The following is a 22,250-nucleotide window of genomic DNA, read 5'->3' as shown; positions in this document are numbered from 1 at the left end:
ACGTGCTCTGGGCGATGCTGCGCGACGAGCGTCCCTACGTGGCGGCGCCTCCAGTGAAGCTGGCCACGGCTGCCTGAACCGTTCACGGTCGGTCACCGCTCCGGCTTGACAACTTCATTGGGAATCTTCTTCCTGGTGATAGCAGGTTGAGAGTCAGGCCCCGGACTGGCGTTGGCGCGCCTACCGGGGCCGTTCTTTTGCGGTTGTCAGGGTCAGGGTACAGGCAAGGAAGCTTCCTCGGGAAGTCGCTTCCGGGGTCCATCTCTTTAACCACTCGCCTCTGTGAGAAGCTTGTAGACCTCCTTACGGGGAAACCTCCTGTGTCCTCCCGGGGTTTTGAAGCTCGGTATCTTCTGTTTGTTCGCCCACCTCACCACTGTCTTGGTATCCACCCTGAACAAGGCCGCGACTTCACATGGGAGAAGCGGACCTTCCCTGTCGTTGATCTTTTCCATTTCTCCTCTAACTACTGATCTTGAGGGGGCACGGGTGTTTCATGGGGTTAACGGAGGCGAAGGCACAGCCAGCAACCGGGCAGGTCCAGTTGTGAATAATGCTTTTCAACCTGGCTACGAAGCGCTTCACGGTTCACCCTTCACTTCACTGAGCCGGACAATGGGGTCTGTAGAAGCAAGGGGAGACAGATCACGGATGATCTGATCCACACAGTCACCAGGACGATTAGCAGGAACCTCAACCCAATTCCTTAAAGGGCCAAGGAACAGGTAGTTCCATCTGCACATGTTCACCGTGACGCCTCCCACGCTTGCATCACAGTGCAGGGTTGGCCCGTAATACTGATCAGCCGGAACGATGTAAGCTTCTATGCCGCGCTTCGACAGTTCAGCGCGCAACCACAAGAGCTGTTTCTCTCGGGGATCTTCCGACCTCATGTGCTCACCTCATTTAAGAGCCGCCTGCATTTGCCCGTGGGTGTTCTTCCCCGGTTGATTAGGCGAAGTTCACAGCAAAGGACATGGAACGAATGAGGGATACCGCTACGTCCTGATGTGCGGTTCCGAGAGATGCAGTCTCCAACACATGCCCGTTGGGCGTGGTCTTCTTGATGAAAAAACAGTCTTCCCGGATACGGGTACATGTGTTGTACGTGTAGACCACAGGGCTAGAGTCGAGTTCCAACCTGGAACCGGGAACCCTGTTCTCCCTAAGGGCCTTGTAGAGCCCTTCTAAGGCGCTCTGTCTGTCAGCTCTCATGAGGTGTTCACCGTCTGAATTACCAGCTCGACAGAGCGGGACAGGAAGGCCACGGGAGAGGCGCACTCTCCCCCGTCCGCACGATGCCACGTGTAACAACCGTCATCCCGAACACGGACCACCACGGGGGCCTCAGCCTCTCGCACGGTCACATGAAGCTGTGGGGCCTCTCCGGCCTCCCATGCCCCGGGGTTCCCGGACATGAGGGCCTGGAGGTCTGGGGCATGCACGGTCGCGGCTATCTGTCGAGAGCCAAGCCCCTTTTGCAACTCCCGCAACACCAGCAGGGCACTTCGTCGTGTTTCGCCCGAGATGACCATTTCCTCAGCACTCCTTGTACCGGACATGCTGTGAGGCTGCCATCAGCGAGGACAGCGTGAAAGGTGGGATACAAAGAGATCACGGATTGGCCTGAACAGTACATATGCGTACTGAGCCCATGACACGCTCGGTACATGATGGATCGAACGATTCCGGCATGGGTGGAGTTTGGGAAGCATCTACGGCGTTTGCGCAAGCAGCAGCGTCTATCTCTAGACCAGGTGGCGGCTCTGACGACGTACTCAGCTACCTACCACGGGAAGCTTGAGCGAGCCGTGAGGCCCCCCAATCACGCCATCGTGGAAGCCCTAGACCGTGAGTTCAGTACAAACGGGGCCTTGCTCAGGATGTGGCGCGATGTGGAACGCGCAGAGAGCGGGTCAGGTTGGTATGAGCAGTCCGAGGAGTATGAGAAGGAAGCGGATGAGATCCGCTTCTTCCATCCGTTCGTGATCCCTGGCTTCTTCCAGACCGAGGAATATTCACGGGTACTCATCTCTCACACTGTTCCCATGGCCAACGAAGCGCGAATTCAAAGAACCATCGCAGCACGTAAGTCATGGCGCGAACGTCTTCGGACTGAAGACACGCTTATGTTGAACGTGGTTATCCCTGAGTTGGTTCTTACTCAAAGGGTGGGTGGTTCGCATGTGATGCGAGAGCAACTAGAGTGCCTGGAGCAAGAGGCCGCAGCCGAGGGCATTACAATCCAGGTTCTGCCGTTGGGGTTGAGTGACTTCACGTGGACCGTGGGGGCCTTCCGACTGATCTACATTAACGACCGAAGTCCTCTAGTGTGCTCCGAGCACACGACAGGGGAACACATCACGGATGAGGCCCCACAAGTGCGGAGACTCGAAGTCGCGTATAATAAGCTGCAAACATGGGCACTACCCCCCGACGCCTCCCTAGAGAAAATGACCGGACTGAAGGAAGCACTGTGAACGAGTGGCACAAGTCCAGCTATAGCCAGGGCGAAACAAGCTGCGTGGAAGTAAAAGAAGGCCCTCACAGTGTCCTCATTCGGGATACTGAGAATAGAGAGCTTGGGCATCTGAGCTTCAAGAAGTCTGAGTGGTCTTCCTTCGTCCGAGACCTCAAGGGCGAAGCTATTTAGAGTAACGAAGCACCGACCGTGGGCCCTTCAGAAGATACACATCTTGAAGGGTCCATCATTTTTCCAATCTCAGACCTCTCAAAAAAGCGTACCCCTTTCTTTCGAGGTGTCAATCTCATAGTTGGTAAAAACCAAGTCAGAGCTTGTGCGCTTCGCTGCTTGAAGGTTGATGTCTCTCCGGGTAGCCATAGAAGAGACATTGAACCCTTCAAAGATCTCTCGTGTAAGAGGCGTCTCACTGTTCGTCATGGTCACGTAGACACCTCGCTTGCTTGCCTTATGCATAGCCTCTGCCAATCGAGCTTGGTCCTCCTCCCCGAACTGCCCTGAGGTGTACCTCTTGAAGTCAGAGTACTGACTGACGGGGATGTAAGGCGGGTCTAGATAAACCCAGTCTCCTTCTTGCGCTTCTTCCAAAGCTTCAGAGAAGTCCCTAAGAGATATATCCACACCTTGGAGTGCCTTGGACGCACTCAGTAGAGTTTTGCGGTTGTAGTAGGGGCGATCATACTCACCGTATGGAACATTGAACTTACCCTTTTTATTAACCCTCCACAGCCCTCGAAACCCTGTCTTGTTCAGATAGATGACTCGGGCTGCACGCTCGTTATCAGACAGCACATCGACTTCTTGTGCTCTGACCTCATTGAAGAACTCACGGTTATTTGGCATCTCGTCAAGGAGCGCCATCACCTTTTCAGGTTCAGCGGCCACCTGCCTAAAGCAGGCCACCAACTCTGGGTTTGCATCTGAGAGGGACGCTTTTTCTGGGCCAAGCTCAAAAAATACAGCTGCGCTTCCCATGAAAGGTTCGAAGTAGCGCCCAGCGAACGGGGGGGCAAGCGCCACAAGTTGGTCAGCGTACCGGGTCTTCCCTCCTGCCCACTTCAGGAAGGAGCGCCCTGCCCCCAAGCGATTGCTACTCATAGTCTGTAGACCTATCGTCGTCATAGGGGGCAGTCTACCTGACTTGTGGACGACCTTGCAGTTCTAGCTAGCTTTGGCCTTCGTGTAAGGCAGCTCCGGGAAGGGGCAGGGCTCTCGCAAGAGGCTCTAGCCGATCTGGCCCAGCTTCACCGTACCTATATAGGCGGTATTGAGCGGGGTGAGCGAAATGTCAGCCTGGTCAACATAACCAAAATTGCAAGTGCACTTGGTCGTCGTCCTAGTGAGCTACTGGAAACTATTGACGGGGGCCTTAGACATGAAGCGTGAAGAATCCTTTGCGGAACCTCGCTGGGATGACCCTTTTTGGCATGTTGTGAGGATGCTCGCAGACCAATTCACTCGGGGCAAGTATGCCGACAGCATTCCAGAAGATGAAATTATTCCCGCACTAAAGAAGGCGGGAACCCCCGCTGCAAGCGGATTGGTCGACTATCTTTCCGAAAGAAAAGAAATGCTTGGCACCCTGTCTCACTACTGGGCCAGGCGGCGCATCATTGCGAATGAAATGCTTTCCCTTATGCGCACAGAGGAAGAGGCAAAGGAAGACTTTTTCGCTCTCACTGGGCGGACTGTGGAAAACTATAACGAAGTCAAACTGGAGGGCTACCACAAGTCCCCTAAAGTTCTTGTCAGCACGGTAGATGCCGTAGTCGACAACGAATGTGCAAGTACCGCTACTCCGGTTGACAAAAATCCCCAGAGTCGGGCAGCGGTTATCTCCCGCGATCATATTTTGGTGACTCCGCGACGCCTAGACGGAGCAATCCCCTCGCTCTTTAATCCAGTGGCCCTCTGGGAAATTAAAGAATACTGGGGAAAAACCAAAGGCGGATCAAAAATGTCTGATGCGATCTATGAGATCCAGTTGGTCGGGACTGAGCTGCGCACTTTTGAAGATGAGTTTGGCATACATGTAAATCACTACGCAATCTTGGATGGCCGCCACCAGTGGTCCGCCAGGAAGTCAGACCTTCGCCGCTCAGTGGACTTGCTATACACGGGTTTGCTTGATGAGATCATCGTAGGCCGCGAGGTGCTAAAAGAGTGGCCCCGCATTGTCCGCGAGTGCTGCAATAGCCACCATGCATCCTCCCAGGAATAACCTTGAATTAGAGTTTTCTCACCCCACGTCCTGGCATTTCCCCTGTTCTCTAATGGGATATTCTCACCTGGCCCGAACTCCCAGACCCGTATACGGAGAGAGAACCCAGCCCCCGGCGGGGTCTGGTCGATTCTTCTGTGGGTATTACCCCAGGTATGCAACGGGGCTTTATTAGATATATCGCCTGCCCGAGTGCTTCATGGTGCATCCCTGAGCCTGACACCTTCTCTTTCATAGCTCCGAGGTGGCAAAGCAAAGAGCACCCTTCCAAGGGCCTCTTGGAACGCGTGGTGTTCTCCCTGAAGGTGCTTGTTTCCTGCATGGACAGGGCTTCTTGTGCCTGTCCTTCTCCTGAGGAGTGAACACGGATAGCTGGGTCTCCGAGAAGCCGCGTCAGAGCGTGGCTGTCGAGTGGAAGCACTCAAGGCAGCAAGGTCAACAGGGCTTGTGAGACGAAGCTCTGGGTTCGACAGGAGTCAGCAGAGAGCAAGCAACGGAGCAGTGTGAGCACCTGGACCAACAGGGCAACACTCACAGGGCGCCTTGTACAGGGCAGGGGCCTTACTAGAGGGGCCTTACTGGTGACAGCCTCACCATGTACGCCTGAGAGGCTATGAGAGCCACACAGAGGGCCTGACAGTGAGAGGGCCTTATCCCGAGACCAGCCCCACGGGAAGGGTGTCGCCCATAGGGCCTCTGTTGAGGTGGCTCCCCTGGACATAACAGAGGCCCTGCCCCTGGTGATGCGGGACAGGGCCTCTCTTCTCTGAGGTGCAACCGGGTTGCAACCCAACCCGAGAGAGCCCGATTCAACCGGTATGAACGGGGATTGACCTCTCCCCGTATCGCCTGCTCACACACGGTCTCACCTGCTCTTACTCTCCTTCCTGTCTTGAAAGAGCGTGGGGGTTCAAGTCCCCCCTCGGACACAAACAAAGGTCCTGGTCACAGGGCCTTTTCTGTTTCCCTGCCCGCAGCGGGGGTGCGACCGGGGCGGACCACCTGCAGAGGGGCCGCCACCTGCTCGGCGGCGTGGGCCCGCATGCCCGGGAGCGCGTGGGCGCAGACGTTCACCGCGACGGACGGGTTGGCGTGGCCCAACCTCTCCTGAACCACCTTCACCGGGACCCCAGCCTTGAGAGTCAGGGTCGCCCGGTGTGCCTCAGGCCGTGAAGCCGGATGTCCGTGGGCCCGCGTCCGTGGACACGGGCGTTGAACACTCTCGACACCCCCCGGGGCGCATGGGCCCACCTACGAACGCGCGCCCGTGTTCGCCCGGGTCACCGCCGCGCAGGGTGTCGGGTGTCGGGGCGTCCCCGCGCCGGTTCCGAGCTCCGCCCCCGGCTCTTCCTCCGTGCATTTCTCCGGGTTCACCGGGCAGGAGTAGTCTTTGTGGGCGCTTTCGGACAGCGGGCGCGGAGCAGGTGACCGGCCATCGAACGGCGGGGCCGACGGACACGGGGGCGGGAGGTGGGGCTGCGATGAGTAGCGAACCTCCCAGTCGGCCACCGCGCGGTACCGCCCGCCCGCCGCTCTGACGGCGGACGGCGAGCGGTGCGCGCGGTGTTCCCCGGACCCCTGACCGCACCGTTCGAAGGACCTTGCCATGCCTCAGAGCAACCCCGCCGAGGAGTTGTACCCGGAGTTCCCCGGCTCTCTGCGGGAGACCGTCGCGGACCGCAGGCTGGACGCCGCCCTGGAGTGGTTGGAGGCGCACCCGCCGCACGTGATCGCGGACGAACTGGCCCGGATGGACGGGGTCGACGCGGGTATCGCGTTCCGGCTGCTCGACAAGGAACGGGCGCTGGCCGTCTTCGAGGAGCTGGAGCCGGTCGACCAGCAGCAGATCCTGGCGGGCCTGCGCGACCACGCCTTCCTCGACCTCGTGGAGGGCATGGACCCCGACGACCGGGCCCGGATGCTGCGGGAGGCTCCGGCCAAGGTGGCCAAGCGGGTGCTGGAGGGGCTGAGCGCGAACGAGCGGCGGATGACCGCCGCGCTGCTCGGCTACCCGGAGGGGTCGGTCGGCCGGTACATGACCCCCGAGGTGCTCGCGCTGGACGGGGACCTGACCGTGGGGCAGGCCCTGGAGGTCGTCCTGGAGAGGGGCGCCCAGGCCGAGACGGTCTACACGCTCCCGGTCGTGGACCGGGGGCGCCGCCTCACCGGCGTCGTGGAGCTGCGCGATCTGGTGGTCAACCCGCCCCGGACCCTGGTCGGCGCGCTGGTCGAGGCGGAGCCGGTGTCCGTGCGGGCCACCGACGCGGCCGAGCAGGCGGCCCGGCTGATGCGCGAGACCAACCTGATGAACCTGCCGGTCGTGGACAGCGAGACGCGGCTCGTCGGTCTGCTCACCATCGACGACGCCGTCGAGATCATCGAGGCCGCCGACACCGAGGACGTGGCCCGGCAGTCCGGCTCCGCCCCCTGGGCCGGGCACTACATGGCCGCCACGGTGTGGCAGCTGGCCCGCTACCGGGCGCTGTGGCTGAGCCTGCTGCTGGTAGCGGCCACGCTGACGGTCAGCGTGACCCGGACCTTCGAGGGAACCCTGGAGCAGGCCGCCCAGCTGGCGCTGTTCATCCCGATGCTCATCGGCGCCGGGGGCAACGCGGGGGCCCAGGCCGCCACGGCCTGCGTGCGCGCGCTGGCCGTCGGCGAGGTGCGGGGGTCGGACCTGTTCCGGGTGATCTGGCGTGAGTGCCGGGTCGGCCTTGTCCTGGGCGGTCTGCTGGCGGTGCTGGGGATCGTCGTGGGCGTGCTGTTCGTGGGGGTGAAGATCGCCCTGGTGGTCGGGATCACGCTGGTGCTCATCTGCGGCTGGGCGGCCACCATCGGCGGCACCATGCCGCTGCTGGCCCGGCGGCTGCGGATCGACCCGGCGGTGGTCTCGGCGCCGATGGTCACCACCCTGGTCGACGCGACCGGCCTGATCATCTACTTCCTCACCGCGAAGGCCGTCCTGGGCATCTGAAGGCGGGGCCCGGCCCCCGGGCGCCCACCCGGCGGAGAAGGCCGCCCCGGTCCCGGTGCCGAGGTCGGACGGCTTCGGCACCGTGGGTAGCAACCATCGCTCAGGGTGGTGTTTCCGGAACGCCGCGGAGCGGCCTCCGCGCTCGCGGGCGGCTGCGACGCCTACGCCACCCGCTCCTGGCCTTCCTCGGGGCGCTGCCGACCAGGTGCGGGGACCCGGCGGGCGCCCTCGCGCCCCCTCGGCACCGCGCGCGACGGAGCAGGCCCTGGACGGCTCCGGCCCGGGTCCGGCCCGGACGCGCCGCGCGAGGCCGCCGGGCGAGCCCGGGCGGGCCTCCCTCACGCGTAGAGGGCGAGCACGGCGACCACGGCGGCGGTGTTCCACAGCGCGTGAGCGACGACGGTCGCGGTCAGGCGGCCGGTGGCCAGGAACAGGCCGGTGTAGACCAGCCCGGCGAGGAGGATGGCGGCGGCGTCGGGCGGCGAGGCCGGCAGGTGCAGGACGGCGAAGAGCACCACCGAGACCGCCGCCGCCCCGTACAGCGCCGCCCGGCGGCGGGCGAAGAGCCGGGGCACCGCACCCAGCAGGAACCCGCGGAAGTAGAGCTCCTCGGCCAGCCCTCCGCCGACGATCCCGAGCAGCAGCGTCGCCGTGAGCGCCGAGGCCCCGGCCGCGGCGGTGGAGAGTACCTCCTGCACCCCGGGGTTGAGGGCGCCCCCGGCGGCGGGGACCAGCACGCCGAACTCCAACAGCAGGCGCGGGGGAACGGTCGCGGCGCCCAGCAGGGTGTCGCGCCCCCACGAGCGGGACGTCAGTCCGACGGAGTCGGCGCCCAGCCCCCGGCGGCGCAGCCACCAGGACACCACCAGGGCGGCGAGGGCGAGTTCGACCAGGGCCAGGGCCACGAGGGCCGGCGGAGGGGGCGGCGCGGGGGCCAGGACCCCCACCGCCAGGGGCGGGGCCACGAAGCACAGGACGGTTCCGGCCAGGAGGACCGCGCAGGTGCGGACGGGAGCGGTGCCGCTCATCGGTGGATCTCGCCTACTCGGGGTCAGGGGTGGGGTCAGGCACCCGTACATATCGATTATCGATACAGTAGCCTTGATTTTATCGATTGTCGATAAGTCCGAGTCGGAGGAGGAACCGTGCCCGTCCTACGCCAACGATTCCCGGAGTGGGTCGCCCTCGCGGCCGGCGCCCTGGGGACGCTCCTGGCCTGCATCGCCGCCGTCGGCGCACTGGTGGCGGACAACATCCTGGTGCCCGTCACCGTTCCGGAGTCCTCCGTCGGGGACGTGGTCGGTCCGGTCACCGCCGCCCTGCGAATCGCGGAGCCGACCGCCGGGGAGCGGTTGTGGACGTTCGCGCCCTCGCTCGTCCTGGCCGTCCAGGTGGCCGTGGTCGGGCTGCTGCTCTTCCGCGTGGTGCGGTCCCTGCGTACCGGCGACCCCTTCGCCCCGGCCAACGCCCGGCGCGTCTGGGCCTGTGCGGTCGTGGTCCTGGTCGGCGGCCTGCTGGCGGCGGCGCTGCGGACGTTCGGGCACCGCTCCGCGGTGGCGGCCGCGGGCGCGCCGGACCTGGAGGCGGTGGTCGACCTCCCGGTGGTCGCCGCGGTGCTCGGCCTCGGGCTCGCGGCCGCGGCGGAGTTCCTGCGCCGCGGAGCGGCGCTGCGCGAGGACGTGCGGGGCCTGGTCTGAAGGGCCGGCCCCTCGGCGGCGGCCGACGCCGCCCCCGAGGCGGTTGACGGGACCGCGCCGGGCCACCAGGGTCTGACCTCCCCGGGCACCCGGAGGCCGCCGACGCGGACGGCGGTCCGCGCCGGCGGCCTCCGTGCGCGGGGGCACCGCACGTCCGGGAGCGCGGATCGGAATGGCTCCGATCACCGACCACTGAGGGGCTTGTCACAGACAGCGCTGTTTCCTAGCATGGTGCCCGCTCATCGAAGCGCTTCGATCCGCACACACCGCGTTGTCGAAGCGCTTCGACAACGGTCCGGAGGGGACGCGATGGGAACCACCGAGGAGGCCGCCGCGCGGACGGCGCCGGAGACGGCGGTGCCCCACGGGTACCGCGGGGCCCCCGGACGGCCGCGGCGCGGCGGACGCCGTCCGGGCTGACCCGGGAGCTCCCACCGCACCACGGCGCGGACCACCGCGCCCCACCCCTCCCGAAGAGGCCCCCCACATGCACCACCACCCCCCTCCCGCGCGCCACTCGGCGTGCGCGGCCGCCTGCGCGGCGGCGCTCGTCCTGGCGGGCGCCGGATGCGCGGCCGAACGCGACCCGAACGTGTACACGGTCATGAACTCCAGCACCGACGAGCCGTACCACACCTGGGACCAGGAGGCCATGGACTCCTGCGGGGAGCGGGTGGGCGTGGAGGTCCGCCAGCTCAGCGTGCCCGCCGACCAGCTCGTCCCCAAGGCCCTGCGGATGGCCTCCTCCAACGCGCTGCCCGACATCCTGTCCCTGGACGGCTCGGACCTGCCGCAGTTCGCGGCGGCCGGGGGCCTGGTCCCGCTGGAGGACCTCGGCCTGTCCACCGAGGACCTGTCCGAGGGCGCGCTGTCCATCGGCAGCCACGGGGGCGAGTACTACGGCGCCGCCCGCGCGGTGAACTCGCTCGGCCTCTTCTACGACGCCGACGCCCTGGCCGAGGCGGGCGTCGAACCGCCCCGGACCTGGGCGGAGCTGCGGACCGCCGCCGCCGAGCTGACCGGGGGCGGGCGCTACGGCCTGGCCATCAGCGCCCTGGCCACCGAGGACGGCGTCTACCAGTTCCTGCCGTGGCTGTGGTCCAACGGCGGCGACGAGCGGGAGCTGGACTCCCCGGAGTCGGTGGCGGCGCTGGAGTTCGTCGCCTCGCTGGTCGAGGAGGGCTCGGTGTCCTCCTCGGTGGTCAACTGGACGCAGGCCGACGTCAACGACCAGTTCGTCGCGGGCAACGCGGCCATGATGGTGAACGGCCCCTGGCAGCTGCCGGTCCTGCGGGAACACCCCGAGCTGGACTGGGCCGTGACGGAGATCCCCGTCCCCGGGGCCGGGGACACCTCGGTGGCGCCGATCGGCGGAACCACCTTCACCGTGCCCGTCAACGCGCAGGACCCGGGGCGCGAACGCGTCGCCGCCGAGATCGTGGCCTGCATGACCACCCCGGAGGCGCAGCTGGACTGGGCGACCAAGGGCAGCAACGTGCCGGTCGACCCGGAGGCGGCCGAGGGGTACCGCGCGGCGGTCCCGGAGCTGGCGCCGTTCGTGGACCAGGTGCGCACCGCGCGCAGCCGCACCGAGCACGCCGGAACGGAGTGGAGCACCTACTCCCAGGCCATCGGCACGGCGGTGCAGGCGGCGCTCACCGGTGCGGCGAGCCCGCGCGAGGCCATGGAGCGGGCCCAGGCCCGGGTCGAGGCGGAGCTGGAGGGCAGGTCATGACCACGGCGGCGACCGCGCCGAGGCGGCCCGGGGACCTCGCGAAGTGGCTGTTCGTCGCCCCCGCGGCGCTGTACATGCTGCTGTTCTTCGGGTACCCGCTGGTCCGCAACGTGGTGATGAGCTTCCAGGACTACACGTTCGCCACGTACTTCACCGGCGAAGCGCCGTTCAACGGGCTGGAGAACTGGCGGGCGGTCCTCGCCAACGAGCTGTTCGGCGCGTCCCTGTGGCACACCCTGCTGTTCACCGTGGGCTCGCTGGCCGGGCAGTTCGGCATCGGCATGGCGCTCGCGGTCTTCTTTCACCGCCGGTTCCCGCTGTCCGGGCTCATGCGCTCCCTGCTCCTGCTGCCGTGGCTGATCCCCATGGTGGTGGCCGGCACCGTCTGGCGCCGGATCCTGGACCAGGAGACCGGCGTGCTGAACGAGGCGCTCCAGGCGCTCCGGGTCACCTCGGCGGCCGTCCCCTGGCTGAGCAGCCCCGACGTCGCTCTGCTGTCGGTCGTGCTGGTCAACATCTGGATCGGGATCCCCTTCAACATGGTGATCCTCTACGGCGGCCTCCAGGAGATCCCCGCCGAGCTGCGCGAGGCGGCCGTGCTGGACGGCGCGGGCCCGCTGCGGAACTTCTTCTCGGTGACCCTGCCCCTGCTGCGGCCCGTGGTGACCGTGGTGCTGGTGCTGGGCTTCATGTCGACCGTGAAGATCCTGGACCTGATCCTGGCGCTCACCAACGGCGGCCCGGCGCACTCCACGGAGACCCTGGGCACCCTCACCTACCAGTTGTCCTTCCTCCAGCTCGACTTCGGCCAGGGCGCCGTCGTCGGCAACGTCCTGATCCTCGTCAGCATGGTGTTCGCGGTGGTCTACCTGCGCGCCAACCGTGGAGGTGTCGCCCGATGAGCGCCAGCAACACCGTCCCCCGGGCCGCGCCGACGGCCCCGGCCCCCCGGGCGCCGGCCGCCGCCCCGGGACCCCGGCGTCCGCGCCTGACCCGCCGGGCGCGGGGGGACGCGGCGAGCGTCGTGTTCGGGGTCCTCGTCCTGGCCGTCCTGCTGTTCCCGCTGTACTGGATGGTCAACACGGCGCTGCAGCCGGGTGCCGCGATGGCCGACCTGCGGTGGTTCCCGCGGACCCTGGACCTCGGCAACTTCCGGCGCGCCTGGGAGTCGCAGGCGGGCAACCTGCTCACCTCGGTCGTGGTGGCGCTCGGCGCGGTCGCGGTCTGCCTGGCCGTGGCCGCCCCGGCCGCCTACGCGCTGGCCCGGTTCCGGCTGCGCGGCGCGGACACGGTCGTGTTCGCCACCCTCATCACCCAGATGGTGCCGGGCATCGTCGTGGCGAACGCGCTGTACAACGCCTACGTCGAGCTGGGACTGGTCAACTCCTACCTCGGGCTGATCCTGGCCGACGCGTCCCTGGGCATCCCCTTCGCGATCGTCCTGCTGCGCGCGTTCATGGTGTCCATCCCCGAGGAGGTGCTGGAGGCGGCCACGCTCGACGGGGGCGGCCGCCTGCGCGTGCTGGTCTCGGTCGTGCTGCCGATGAGCCGCAACGCCCTGATCACCAGCGGCCTGTTCGCCTTCCTCTTCGCCTGGTCGGACTTCCTCTTCGCGCTGACCCTGAACACCACCGACGCGGTCAAGCCCGTGACGCTCGGCATCTACGAGTACATCGGCGCGCACGTCGGCGACTGGGGCGCGGTCATGGCCGTGGCCGCCCTCTCCTCGGTCCCCGCGGCCGTACTCCTGGTCGTCGCGCAGAGGTACGTGGCCGCCGGGATATCCGGGGGATCGATCAAGTGACCAGCCTTGCCCACCGGACCGAGACCACAACGAGAGGGGCGGGCCGCCCATGAGGTTCACTGACGGTTTCTGGCAGATGAGGGAGGGCGTGCGCGCGCACCGCGCGAGCGAGGCGCGCGACGTGCGGGTGCACGGGGACCGCCTCACCCTCTACGCCCCGGTGCGCCCGATCGGGCACCGCGGGGACACGCTCAACACACCGCTGATCACGGTGGACTGCTGGTCGCCCGCCCCCGGGGTGATCGGCGTCCGGACCACGCACCTGGCGGGTTCGGTCCGCCGGACGCCGGAGTTCGCGGTGCACGACGACCCCGGCGCCGCCCCCTCGGTGCGGCGGGAGGGGGCCGCGGTCGAGCTGACCAGCGGCGGGCTGACGCTGCGGGTGGCCACCGAGGGCCCCTGGCACATGGAGTTCCGCGCCGGGGACACCACGCTGGCCAGCGCCGACGGCAAGGGCACGGCCTTCGTCGAGGAGGCCGACGGCACCCACCACATGCTCGGGCAGCTGTCACTGGGCATCCGCGAGCTGGTGTACGGGATGGGCGAGCGGTTCACCCCGTTCACCCGCAACGGCCAGACCGTGGACATCTGGCAGGCCGACGGCGGCACGAGCAGCGAGCAGGCCTACAAGAACGTGCCGTTCTACCTGACCAACCGGGGCTACGGAGTGTTCGTGGCGCACCCGGGCCCGGTGTCCTTCGAGGTGGGCTCGGAGTCGGTGGGCCGCGTGCAGTTCAGCGTCCCCGACCACGCCCTGACCTACTACGTCATCCACGGGCCCACGCCCCGGGAGGTCCTGGCCCGCTACACCGCGCTCACCGGCCGCCCGGCGCTGCCGCCCCGGTGGTCGTTCGGGCTGTGGCTGTCCACCTCCTTCACCACCTCCTACGACGAGGACACCGTCACCCGCTTCATCGACGGGATGGCGGAGCGGGAGGTGCCGCTGAGCGTGTTCCACTTCGACTGCTTCTGGATGCGCGAGTTCCACTGGTGCGACTTCGAGTGGGACCCGGAGCTGTTCCCGGACCCGGTGGGGATGCTCTCCCGGCTCAAGGCGCGCGGGCTGCGCACCTGCGTGTGGATCAACCCCTACATCGCCCAGCGGTCGGCGCTGTTCGAGGAGGGCTCCCGGCTGGGGCACCTGGTCCGCCGACCGGACGGGACGGTGTGGCAGTGGGACATGTGGCAGGCGGGAATGGCGCTGGTCGACTTCACCTCCCCCGAGGCGCGCGCGTGGTACGCCGACAAGCTGCGGTCCCTGTTGGAGATGGGGGTGGACTGCTTCAAGACCGACTTCGGCGAGCGGATCCCGACCGACGTCGTGTGGGCGGACGGCTCCGACCCCGAGGGCATGCACAACTACTACACCCAGCTCTACAACGAGACGGTGTTCGACCTGCTGGTCCGGGAGCGCGGCGAGGGCGAGGCCGTCCTCTTCGCCCGCTCGGCCACGGCGGGCGGGCAGCGCCTGCCGGTGCACTGGGGCGGTGACTGCGCCTCCACCTTCGAGGCCATGGCGGAGAGCCTGCGCGGCGGGCTGTCCCTGGGACTGTCGGGGTTCGGGTTCTGGAGCCACGACATCGGCGGTTTCGAGGGCACCCCCGACCCCGCCGTGTTCAAGCGCTGGCTCGCCTTCGGCCTGCTGTCCTCGCACAGCAGGCTGCACGGCAGCCGCTCCTACCGGGTGCCGTGGGACTTCGACGAGGAGTCCACCGAGGTGGCCCGCCGGTTCACCCGGCTCAAGTGCCGGCTCATGCCCTACCTGTTCGGCGCGGCCGTCCAGGCCGTCCGGGAGGGGGTGCCCGTGATGCGCGCGATGCTGCTGGAGTTCCCCGACGACCCGACCTGCCACCACCTGGACACGCAGTACATGCTGGGCGACGACCTCCTGGTGGCCCCGGTCCTGAGCCGGGACGGCGCGGTGGAGTACTACGTGCCCGAGGGCGAGTGGACGCACCTGCTCACCGGTCAGACGGTGCGGGGTCCGGCCTGGCACCGCGAGACGCACGGCTTCGACTCCCTGCCCGTGCTGGTGCGGCCGCACGCGGTGCTGCCCGTCGGCGCGGTGGACGACCGCCCCGAGTACGACTACACCGAGGGGCTGACCCTGCGGGTGTACGGGGCCGCCGACCCGGCGCCCCGGGACGCGGTGACCACGGCCGTCCCGGCCGCCGACGGCTCCGCCGCCGCGGTCTTCCGGACCGAGCGCGCCGAGGACGGGATCACCGTGGGGGCTCAGGCCGCTCCGGCGCACGGGTGGCGGGTGCTCCTGGTGGGCGTGCCGGGGGCCGGGTGCGACGACCCCCGAGCGGAGGTCACCGCGACCGGGGAGGGGACCCTCGTGTCGGTTCCGGCCGGGACCCCCCGGGTCCGCCTGCGCCTGCCCTGATCCCACCGCCCCGGACCCGGGCGGAGCGGCGGTGCCGCCGCTCCGCCCGGGCGGAGCGGCGCGCCCGCTCCCGGCGGTCCGGGACCCATCGGGGAAACGACCCGTTCGCGCCCGACCCCCGTTGCCAGGGCGTGTACCGCGGCATACCTTCACGTGGCCAGGCGGCCGTGGCCGCGCCGGTACGAACGAAAGGCCGCACCGTGGCCCCGACAGCCCCCCGTCTCGCCCTGCTCACCGCCCTGGGGATCAGCGCCGCGCTCACCGCCCCGGCGGCCTCGGCCGCCGAACAGGCCCCGGTCCCCGTCCCCGTCCCCCGCGTGGAGGGCCCCCTGCCGGGCGGCCTGCCCGGGGACCCCGGCGCCGACGACGTCGAGGACACCTACCCCTTCTTCGCCACCACCGAGGACCTGGCGGCCCACGGCTACGTGGAGGAGGAGTTCGTCGTCTCCGGCACGGCCAACCGGTACTCCGACGGGGAGGCGGTCTCGGAGCACCCCTACCGGACCCGGCTGCTGGTCCGGCGCCCCGCGGACCCGCGCGACTCCAACGGGACCGCGCTCGCCGAGTGGCAGAACGTCACGGCGGGCAACGACCTCGACGCCCTGTGGGGGCCCAGCGCCGAGCACGTCATGCGCTCGGGCTACACCTGGGTGGGGGTGTCCGCGCAGCACGTGGGCGTGGACCACCTGACGCGGTGGAGCCCCGCCCGCTACGGGGACCTGGACGTCACGGACGGCGGCACGGTCGGCGACGACCAGCTCTCCTACGACGTCTTCGCCCAGGCGGCGCGGGCCCTGCGCTCCTCCGGGCGGCTCACCGGCGGGATCGGCGTCGACCAGGTGCTGGCGATCGGGGCCTCGCAGTCCGCGCGGCGCATGACCTCCTACTACGAGGAGGTCCTGCCGCACACCGAGCCGGTCTTCGACGGGTACGCCTTCGTGGTGGGACCGGCGCCCTCCCCCGCCGACAGGCCCGAACCGGTCTTCCAGGTGCTCTCGGAGACCGACGTCGCCGGAAGCCGGCCGGTGCCCGACACCGACGCCTTCCGGCGCTGGGAGGTGGCCGGGACCGCGCACTCGGGCTGGGCGGGCCGACAGGCGCGCCGGGAGATCGAGGAGCGCGACTTCGGCGGACAGGCCGAGTACGACTGCGCCCGGCCGCCGTTCAGCCGCGCGCCGCTGCACCACGTGCTCAACGCCTCCTACGACCACCTGAGCGCCTGGGCCATGGACGGGACCCCGCCGCCGAGCGCGGAGCCGATCGAACGCGACGCCCTGGGGCGCATCGCCCGCGACGCGGACGGGTTCGCCCTGGGCGGCATCCGGCTCTCCCAGGTGGAGGTGCCCCGGGCGCTGAACACCGGCGCCAACGCCCCGGCCGGCCCGGACAGCTACTTCTGCGCCCTGTTCGGCACCCACGTGCCCTTCGACGAGGCCGAGCTCGCCGAGCGCTACCCGAGCCGCGGCCGGTACGTGTCGGAGGTCAACCGGGTGGAGAGCGCCAACCTGCGCCAGGGCTACGTCACCCGCGCCGACTCCCTGGCCAACCGCCGCGAGGCCGCCCGCCCCTGACTCCCGGCGGCACGGAGAGCACCCGGCGGCGTCTCGGCCGAGACGCCGCCGGGTCGCGTCCGTCCGCTCCGCCTGGACCGCACCCGTCGCCGTCTCAGGCCAGGAGGCGGCGCGCCATCCAGCCCAGGGTCCTCGCCATGCGCTCGGTGCTCATTCCGACGGTGTCGCGCTGGTGGGCGAAGAGGTCGGGGTCGAGCGGGGCGAGCAGCTGGTCCACGAGGGCCTCACGGTCGGTCCCGGGCACCTGGGCGAGCAGGGTGCCCACGTGCGCGCGCCAGAAGGAGTAGGCGCCCGTGGTGAAGCGCCTGCGCCCGGTCTCGGCACCCAGCACGAGAGGGAGGTGGCGGTCCATGAGGTCGACGGCGGCGGCGTAGAAGGCGGCCAGGCGCTCGGCGGGCGGCGCCCCGGGCCCGAGCGGGGGCGGGCCGTGCAGGATCTCGCCTTGCAGGAGGCGTTCGTGCTCGTCGAGCAGGGCGACGGCCACGGCCCCCGTGTCGGGGTAGCGCCGGTAGAGGGTGGCGCGGCCGACACCGGCCGCCTTGGCGATCTCCCCCATGGTCACTTCGCGGGGGTCGTTCTCGGCGAAGAGGCGCTCGGCCGCGGCCAGGATGCGTGAACGGTTGCGCGCGGCGTCGGCGCGCTCCCGGGACGGGTCGGCCGGCGTGCCGGGGCGGGCGGTGACCTGGTGCAGGAGGTGGGTGTCGCCGTCTTCCATGACGCGATAGTAAAGCACTCCGAGAATATGTGGACACCATGTCCGTTTGCGTGCTACCCATAGAGCACAAGCGGACACAGTGTCCGGATCATCTTCGAGGAGAGCCATGCACACCGCACTGCTCGCGGCGGCGCTGCTGATCGGCTGCCTGCTGGCCGTCCAGGCCTCTGTGAACCAGCAGCTCAACAAGGCCGTCGGTACGCCCTACGGCGCGTCAACCCTGCAGCTCGCCCTGGCCACCGGGCTGCTCCTGATCCTGAGCGTGCTCGCGGGAGCGGTCACCGACCTGGCCGGAGTGGCCGAGGCGCGGTGGTGGCACCTGCTGGGCGGACTGGCCAGCCCCTTCTACATCACCAGTGGCATCCTGCTCATCCCGCGCCTGGGTGCGGTCACCACCGTCGGCCTGTTCGTGTCGGGGCAGATGGCCGCCTCCCTCGCCCTGGACCTGACCGGGGCCCTGGGTGTCGACCAGCGACCGCTCTCCGCGGGCATGGCGGTGGGCGGCTTGGCCGTGCTCGTCGGGATCAGCGTGATCGTGCGGGCGCAGAGCCGTGCCGCGGCACCCGTACCGGTGCCGGCGCCGACAGCGACAGGTGGCGGGGGCGTTTCCGTCGCCACGGGCGAGGACCCGCGCCTCTCGCCCGGACGTCTGGGCTGGCCGCTCCTGGGGCTGGTGGCGGGCGGGGTCCTCCCGGTGCAGGGAGCGGTCAACGCCCAGTTGCGCGGTGTCCTGGGCGACCCCCTGGCCGTGGCCTCGGTCAGTTTCATCGTGGCCACCCTGGCCATCACCGTGGCACTCGTGGTGCTCCTCTCCACCCACCGGACGCCCCGTCCCCGTGTGGAGCCGCTCCGCCACATGCCGTGGTGGGGCTGGCTGGGCGCCGCCTGCGCGGTCGGCTACGTCACCGGCACCTTCCTGCTCATCCCCGTGATCGGTGCCGCGGTGACCGTCGCCCTGACCGTCAGCGGCCAGCAGCTCACCTCGGCGGCCATCGACCAGTTCGGGCTCTTCCGTCTCCCCCGGCGCCCGCTGACCTCCGCACGGGTCACGGGTCTGGTCCTCCTCGTCGCCGGCGCCTTCGCCATCCAACTCCTCTAGGAGCCCCTGTGAGAGAGCCGTACCGGGTCGCCCCCGGAATCCACGCCCTACCCTCCGAGTTACCGATTCCGGGTCTGGGACTGCAGCCCGTCAACGCCTTCCTGGTCATGGCGGCGGAACCGATGCTGATCGACGCGGGGATGCCGGTCGACCGCGCGGCCTTCGAGCACTCCCTCCACTCCCTTGTCGACCCCTCCGACCTGCGATGGATCGTGGTCACGCACGACGACCGGGACCACACCGGACTGCTGCCGCGCTTGTTGGAGACCGCGCCCCAGGCGACCCTGGTCACCAGCCCGATCTCGGTGACACGCCTGTGCGAGGAGTTCCGCCTCCCGCAGGAACGGATCGTCACCGCGAACCCGGGCGGACGGCTCAGGACCGCCGACCGGGTTCTCAGCTTCCACCGCCCGCCGGTGTTCGACTCCCCGGGCACCCTCGCCGTCCACGACCACGCCTCGGGCACCCTGTACAGCTCGGACAGCTTCGGCACGGTGCTGCCGGAGATCGGCGACCACCTGCACGACCACGAGGAGCAGGAGTTCTTCGAGGGGTTCGCCGTGCTGAACCGCGCGATCGCTCCGTGGACGCGCCTGGTCGACCCGGTGAAGTTCCTGGAGCCGATCGCCGAGTTGCGCGACCTCCGCCCGGAGCGCCTGCTCAGCTCGCACGCCCCCGCCGTGGAAGGGAACCTGGACCCCCTCTTCGAAGCCATGGCCCGGGTTCCCGACCTCCCTCCCTGGCCGCCAGAGGCCGACCTCGAAGCCGCCCTGGACGCCCACGAGACCGCGCACTCCTCCTGACACCGGACTCCAGCCTTCCGCTCCCGTTCTCCGAGGACCACCATGACCACTGGGACCACAGACCTGACTCCGCCCCCGGGAACCATCATCGTCTTCTCCGATATCTGGTGCTCGTTCGCGCATGTGGCCGTCCACCGGCTGCACGCGGCCCGCAGCGCGCTCGGACTGGACGGTGAGGTCTCCTTCGACCACCGCGCCTTCCCCTTGGAGCTGCTCAACCACGCGCCGAGCCCGCGGTCGGGCACAGACAGCGAGGTGGGCCGCATCGCCGCCCTCGAACCAGACGCCGGCTGGCAGCTGTGGCAGGCACCGGACTGGCTGTACCCGTCGACGACGCTGCCCGCCCTGGAGGCGGTACAGGCGGCCAAGGAGCAGGGCCAACGCGCCTCCGAGCAACTCGACCTCGCCCTGCGCAGGGCCTTCTGGGCTGAGTCACGCTGCATCGCGAACCGGACGGTCATCCTGGAGGCCGCGGCCTCCACCGAGGACGTGGATCCCGACCACATCGCTGCCGCGCTCGACGACGGCCGCGCACGCCGGGCCCTGTCCGAGCAGGCCGCGATCTCGGCCACAGACCGCGTGAACTGCAGTCCCCACCTCTTCCTTCCCGACGGAAGCGACCACGCCAACCCCGGCATCGAGGTCACCTGGTCAGGGGACTACGGCACAGGTTGGCCGGTCGTCTCCTCGGACGACCCCAAGGTCTACGGGGAGCTCGTCCGACGCGCCGCGCCCTGACCCCCGCGGGAGGGGCCCTGCCCCGGGCCCCTCCCGCCACCAGCCGGTCCTCCGTTCCAGCGGAACAAAAGGAAACAAAAAACAAACAAAATTCACCGAACGGGTCAACGGATTCCACGAACGCGGAATGCGTTATCGTGCCGCCCCCCTTTTCCCTTTGGCCAGATTGTGCCAAATCGGGATAATTTCTTGAGTTTGCGTATTTCTTGGATGACTTTGTCGTTGTCCAGCCCGCCGCACCCCCTTCGTCGCCCTGCGACGGGTGCTGGCGAAACGACAGTGATCCATCGATCCAAGAATGCGGAGAACCCGCTGAAGAGAAGGGGACGAACGATGTCCGCAACTCCCACGGGCAACAAGACGGATACCACGGTTCGACCAGAACGCCCGGTCGACCTCACCCAGCACGAGATCCAGGCGCTGAAGACGCGTTACAACCTCGCGGACGCGCACACCCACCAGCGGCAGTCCGGAAGCCAGGACAAGATCGTGGAACGGCTTCCCGAACTCTGGCACGAATCCGAGGAGGGGCAGCAGGCCTACTTCGAGGAACGCTTCCTGTCAGCGTTCTTCCGCCTGCACAGACAGCCCACGGCGAGAGCCATGCGCCGCACCCTGCTCTCGTATTCGGCCAGTGTTTCGACAATGGTCTCCGGAATGTACTTCAAGCGACACGACATTTCCGTGTCACTGATCGAACCGTGCTTCGACAACCTCACCGACCTGCTGCGCAACATGCGGGTTCCGCTCTCCCCCGTGCCGGAGGACGCACTGGCCGATCCGGGGTGCATCTACGAGCGTCTGACCGAGACCTGCGAGGGTGACGCCCTCTATCTCGTCGATCCCAACAACCCCACCGGATTCACCCTTCTCGCGCAGGGCATGGACGGCTTCCGCGAGGTCGTGCGCTACTGCGTCGACAACGACAAGTTGCTGATGATCGACTTCTGCTTCGCCTCGTTCGCCCTGTGCGACGAGAACATCGGCCGAGTCGACGTGTACGAACTGTTGGAGGAGTTCGGCGTCACCTACATGGTGATCGAGGACACCGGGAAGACCTGGCCCATCCAGGATGCCAAGTGCGCCATGATCACCGCCAGCCGCGACATCCACACCGAGGTCTACGACCTCCACACCAGTGTCCTGCTGAACGTGCCCCCGTTCGTACTGAACATGGTCACGCACTATGTCGAGGATTCCATCGAGGACGGCTTCGCTTCGGTACGCCGGATCGTCGAGGAGAACACCTCCACCGTGCGCAACGCACTCTCCGGAACAATCCTGGAATGCCAGGAACCGGTGGTCTCGACGAGCGTCGCGTGGTTCCGCATCCTCCCCCAGGGCACCAGCGCCGAGGAGCTCCAGGCCGAACTGCCGCAGGAGGAAGTGTACGTACTGCCAGGCACCTACTTCTACTGGAACAACCCGGCCAGGGGTGAGCGCTTCGTGAGGATCGCTCTCGCCCGCGAACCGGAGATGTTCCGGTTGGCCATGGACCGTATGCGCAAGGTGCTGATGCGCTATGACCGCTGACGTCTTCGTCGACGCCGACGTGTTCATGGGAATGCACCACGAGAACGAGGCGCTCCGCCGGGGTTGCAAGGCCTTCTTCGTGGAGCGTCTGAAGGGGCGCGTAGCCATGAGCCTGGAACAGGTGGGGCGCTGCGACGACCTGGTCTGGCGCAGGCCGCGCGAACTCCAGGACGCCTACTACCCCTTCATGGACCCGGCTGCACACCGACATGGCGGTCAACCGCGTCGGGCTACGCCGAGCAGGACGTCCGCCGGGCATGGGAGGACCCCGTTCTGAACGGGCTTCCCCCCACCGACGGCTGGTGCTGGGACAGGTGCTCGCCCGGGGCGCGACCCTGCGGACCCTCGATCCGGCACTGGTCCGCGACGGACTACCGGTGGACATCGTTTCCGGCAGCGACGACGAGCCCATCTTCCCTGAGCCCTTGGAAAGCCTGTACCAGGAGTCTCTGGTCTTGCGCGTCTCTTCCGAGGACCTGTGAGAGGCGA

Annotated in this window: 21 protein-coding genes; 17 read left to right on the top strand and 4 right to left on the bottom strand. The window is 67.8% G+C overall.

Annotated features, from left to right (window positions below):
• Nucleotides 1-266: 266 nt before the first annotated feature.
• A complete protein-coding gene (locus tag FYW95_RS04640; RefSeq protein WP_160050030.1) occupies nt 267-455 on the bottom strand; it encodes a helix-turn-helix domain-containing protein in 189 nt (62 codons plus the stop codon).
• A gap of 1,215 nt (nt 456-1,670) precedes the next feature.
• Here FYW95_RS04640 and FYW95_RS04635 point away from each other — a divergent pair.
• Together FYW95_RS04635 and FYW95_RS04630 are read left to right on the top strand one after the other, a co-directional pair.
• A complete protein-coding gene (locus tag FYW95_RS04635) occupies nt 1,671-2,480 on the top strand; it encodes a helix-turn-helix domain-containing protein (RefSeq protein ID WP_160050029.1) in 810 nt (269 codons plus the stop codon).
• Complete coding sequence (locus FYW95_RS04630; RefSeq protein WP_160050028.1) at nt 2,420-2,653, top strand: DUF397 domain-containing protein; 234 nt, start codon at nt 2,420-2,422, stop codon at nt 2,651-2,653. Before FYW95_RS04635 ends, FYW95_RS04630 begins: the two co-directional genes overlap by 61 nt.
• 78 nt (nt 2,654-2,731) lie before the next feature.
• Here FYW95_RS04630 and FYW95_RS04625 read toward each other — a convergent pair whose 3' ends face one another.
• A complete protein-coding gene (locus FYW95_RS04625) occupies nt 2,732-3,604 on the bottom strand; it encodes a DNA adenine methylase (RefSeq protein WP_160050027.1) in 873 nt (290 codons plus the stop codon).
• Nucleotides 3,605-3,625: 21 nt separating this feature from the next.
• On the opposite strand from FYW95_RS04625, the gene FYW95_RS04620 reads away from it, so the two are divergent.
• The 3 genes from FYW95_RS04620 to mgtE all read left to right on the top strand — a co-directional run bounded on the left by FYW95_RS04620 (nt 3,626) and on the right by mgtE (nt 7,677).
• Complete coding sequence (locus FYW95_RS04620) at nt 3,626-3,868, top strand: helix-turn-helix domain-containing protein (protein WP_160050026.1); 243 nt, start codon at nt 3,626-3,628, stop codon at nt 3,866-3,868.
• Nucleotides 3,858-4,703: a DUF7687 domain-containing protein gene (locus FYW95_RS04615; protein ID WP_160050025.1), complete on the top strand. Its 846-nt coding sequence runs from the start codon at nt 3,858-3,860 to the stop codon at nt 4,701-4,703. The genes FYW95_RS04620 and FYW95_RS04615 overlap by 11 nt, the downstream gene beginning before the upstream one ends.
• Before the next feature lie 1,606 nt (nt 4,704-6,309).
• Nucleotides 6,310-7,677, top strand: coding sequence for a magnesium transporter (mgtE, locus tag FYW95_RS04610; RefSeq protein ID WP_159944085.1), 1,368 nt, complete (start codon nt 6,310-6,312; stop codon nt 7,675-7,677).
• 338 nt (nt 7,678-8,015) lie between these two features.
• Here the strand turns inward: mgtE and FYW95_RS04605 are convergent, their stop codons facing one another.
• The gene (locus FYW95_RS04605) at nt 8,016-8,705 is read right to left on the bottom strand and encodes a CPBP family intramembrane glutamic endopeptidase (RefSeq protein WP_159944084.1); all 690 of its coding nucleotides are present in this window, start codon (nt 8,703-8,705) and stop codon (nt 8,016-8,018) included.
• Between the two features lie 117 nt (nt 8,706-8,822).
• On the opposite strand from FYW95_RS04605, the gene FYW95_RS04600 reads away from it, so the two are divergent.
• From FYW95_RS04600 to FYW95_RS04575, 6 genes are all read left to right on the top strand, one after another.
• Nucleotides 8,823-9,374, top strand: a complete 552-nt coding sequence (locus tag FYW95_RS04600; RefSeq protein ID WP_159944083.1) for a DUF2975 domain-containing protein — start codon at nt 8,823-8,825, stop codon at nt 9,372-9,374.
• 487 nt (nt 9,375-9,861) lie between these two features.
• The gene (locus FYW95_RS04595; RefSeq protein WP_159944082.1) at nt 9,862-11,109 is read left to right on the top strand and encodes a sugar ABC transporter substrate-binding protein; all 1,248 of its coding nucleotides are present in this window, start codon (nt 9,862-9,864) and stop codon (nt 11,107-11,109) included.
• Complete coding sequence (locus tag FYW95_RS04590) at nt 11,106-12,011, top strand: carbohydrate ABC transporter permease (protein ID WP_159944081.1); 906 nt, start codon at nt 11,106-11,108, stop codon at nt 12,009-12,011. Before FYW95_RS04595 ends, FYW95_RS04590 begins: the two co-directional genes overlap by 4 nt.
• A complete protein-coding gene (locus FYW95_RS04585) occupies nt 12,008-12,913 on the top strand; it encodes a carbohydrate ABC transporter permease (protein WP_159944080.1) in 906 nt (301 codons plus the stop codon). Before FYW95_RS04590 ends, FYW95_RS04585 begins: the two co-directional genes overlap by 4 nt.
• Before the next feature lie 49 nt (nt 12,914-12,962).
• Complete coding sequence (yicI, locus tag FYW95_RS04580; protein WP_159944079.1) at nt 12,963-15,302, top strand: alpha-xylosidase; 2,340 nt, start codon at nt 12,963-12,965, stop codon at nt 15,300-15,302.
• A 200-nt stretch (nt 15,303-15,502) separates the two neighbouring features.
• Nucleotides 15,503-16,873: an alpha/beta hydrolase domain-containing protein gene (locus FYW95_RS04575; protein ID WP_236567935.1), complete on the top strand. Its 1,371-nt coding sequence runs from the start codon at nt 15,503-15,505 to the stop codon at nt 16,871-16,873.
• Nucleotides 16,874-16,967: 94 nt separating this feature from the next.
• Here the strand turns inward: FYW95_RS04575 and FYW95_RS04570 are convergent, their stop codons facing one another.
• Nucleotides 16,968-17,588 (bottom strand): TetR/AcrR family transcriptional regulator, encoded by a 621-nt coding sequence (locus FYW95_RS04570; protein ID WP_159944078.1) that lies wholly within the window; start codon nt 17,586-17,588, stop codon nt 16,968-16,970.
• A gap of 106 nt (nt 17,589-17,694) precedes the next feature.
• Here FYW95_RS04570 and FYW95_RS04565 point away from each other — a divergent pair, with 106 nt between their 5' ends.
• From FYW95_RS04565 to FYW95_RS28590, 6 genes are all read left to right on the top strand, one after another.
• On the top strand, nt 17,695-18,687 hold the full coding sequence (locus tag FYW95_RS04565; protein WP_159944077.1) for a DMT family transporter: 993 nt from the start codon (nt 17,695-17,697) through the stop codon (nt 18,685-18,687).
• Nucleotides 18,688-18,695: 8 nt separating this feature from the next.
• Nucleotides 18,696-19,490 carry an oxygen-binding di-iron domain-containing protein gene (locus FYW95_RS04560; protein WP_159944076.1) on the top strand — a complete coding sequence of 265 codons (795 nt, stop codon included), beginning with the start codon at nt 18,696-18,698 and terminating at the stop codon, nt 19,488-19,490.
• Nucleotides 19,491-19,532: 42 nt separating this feature from the next.
• Entirely contained in the window at nt 19,533-20,228 is a 696-nt protein-coding gene (locus FYW95_RS04555) for a DsbA family oxidoreductase (RefSeq protein WP_159944075.1), read from the top strand.
• Between the two features lie 333 nt (nt 20,229-20,561).
• On the top strand, nt 20,562-21,761 hold the full coding sequence (locus FYW95_RS04550) for a PLP-dependent aminotransferase family protein (protein WP_159944074.1): 1,200 nt from the start codon (nt 20,562-20,564) through the stop codon (nt 21,759-21,761).
• The gene (locus tag FYW95_RS28595) at nt 21,751-22,038 is read left to right on the top strand and encodes a DUF6190 family protein (RefSeq protein WP_201294684.1); all 288 of its coding nucleotides are present in this window, start codon (nt 21,751-21,753) and stop codon (nt 22,036-22,038) included. The genes FYW95_RS04550 and FYW95_RS28595 overlap by 11 nt, the downstream gene beginning before the upstream one ends.
• On the top strand, nt 21,971-22,243 hold the full coding sequence (locus tag FYW95_RS28590) for a DUF6190 family protein (RefSeq protein WP_255459496.1): 273 nt from the start codon (nt 21,971-21,973) through the stop codon (nt 22,241-22,243). The genes FYW95_RS28595 and FYW95_RS28590 overlap by 68 nt, the downstream gene beginning before the upstream one ends.
• The last annotated feature ends 7 nt before the right edge of the window (nt 22,244-22,250 follow it).

This window comes from Nocardiopsis sp. FR4 (genome assembly GCF_009830945.1).
In the GTDB taxonomy this organism is placed as follows: domain Bacteria; phylum Actinomycetota; class Actinomycetes; order Streptosporangiales; family Streptosporangiaceae; genus Nocardiopsis.
The sequence above is the reverse complement of the archived record's forward strand: the minus strand, read 5'-3'. Positions and strand labels throughout refer to the sequence as shown.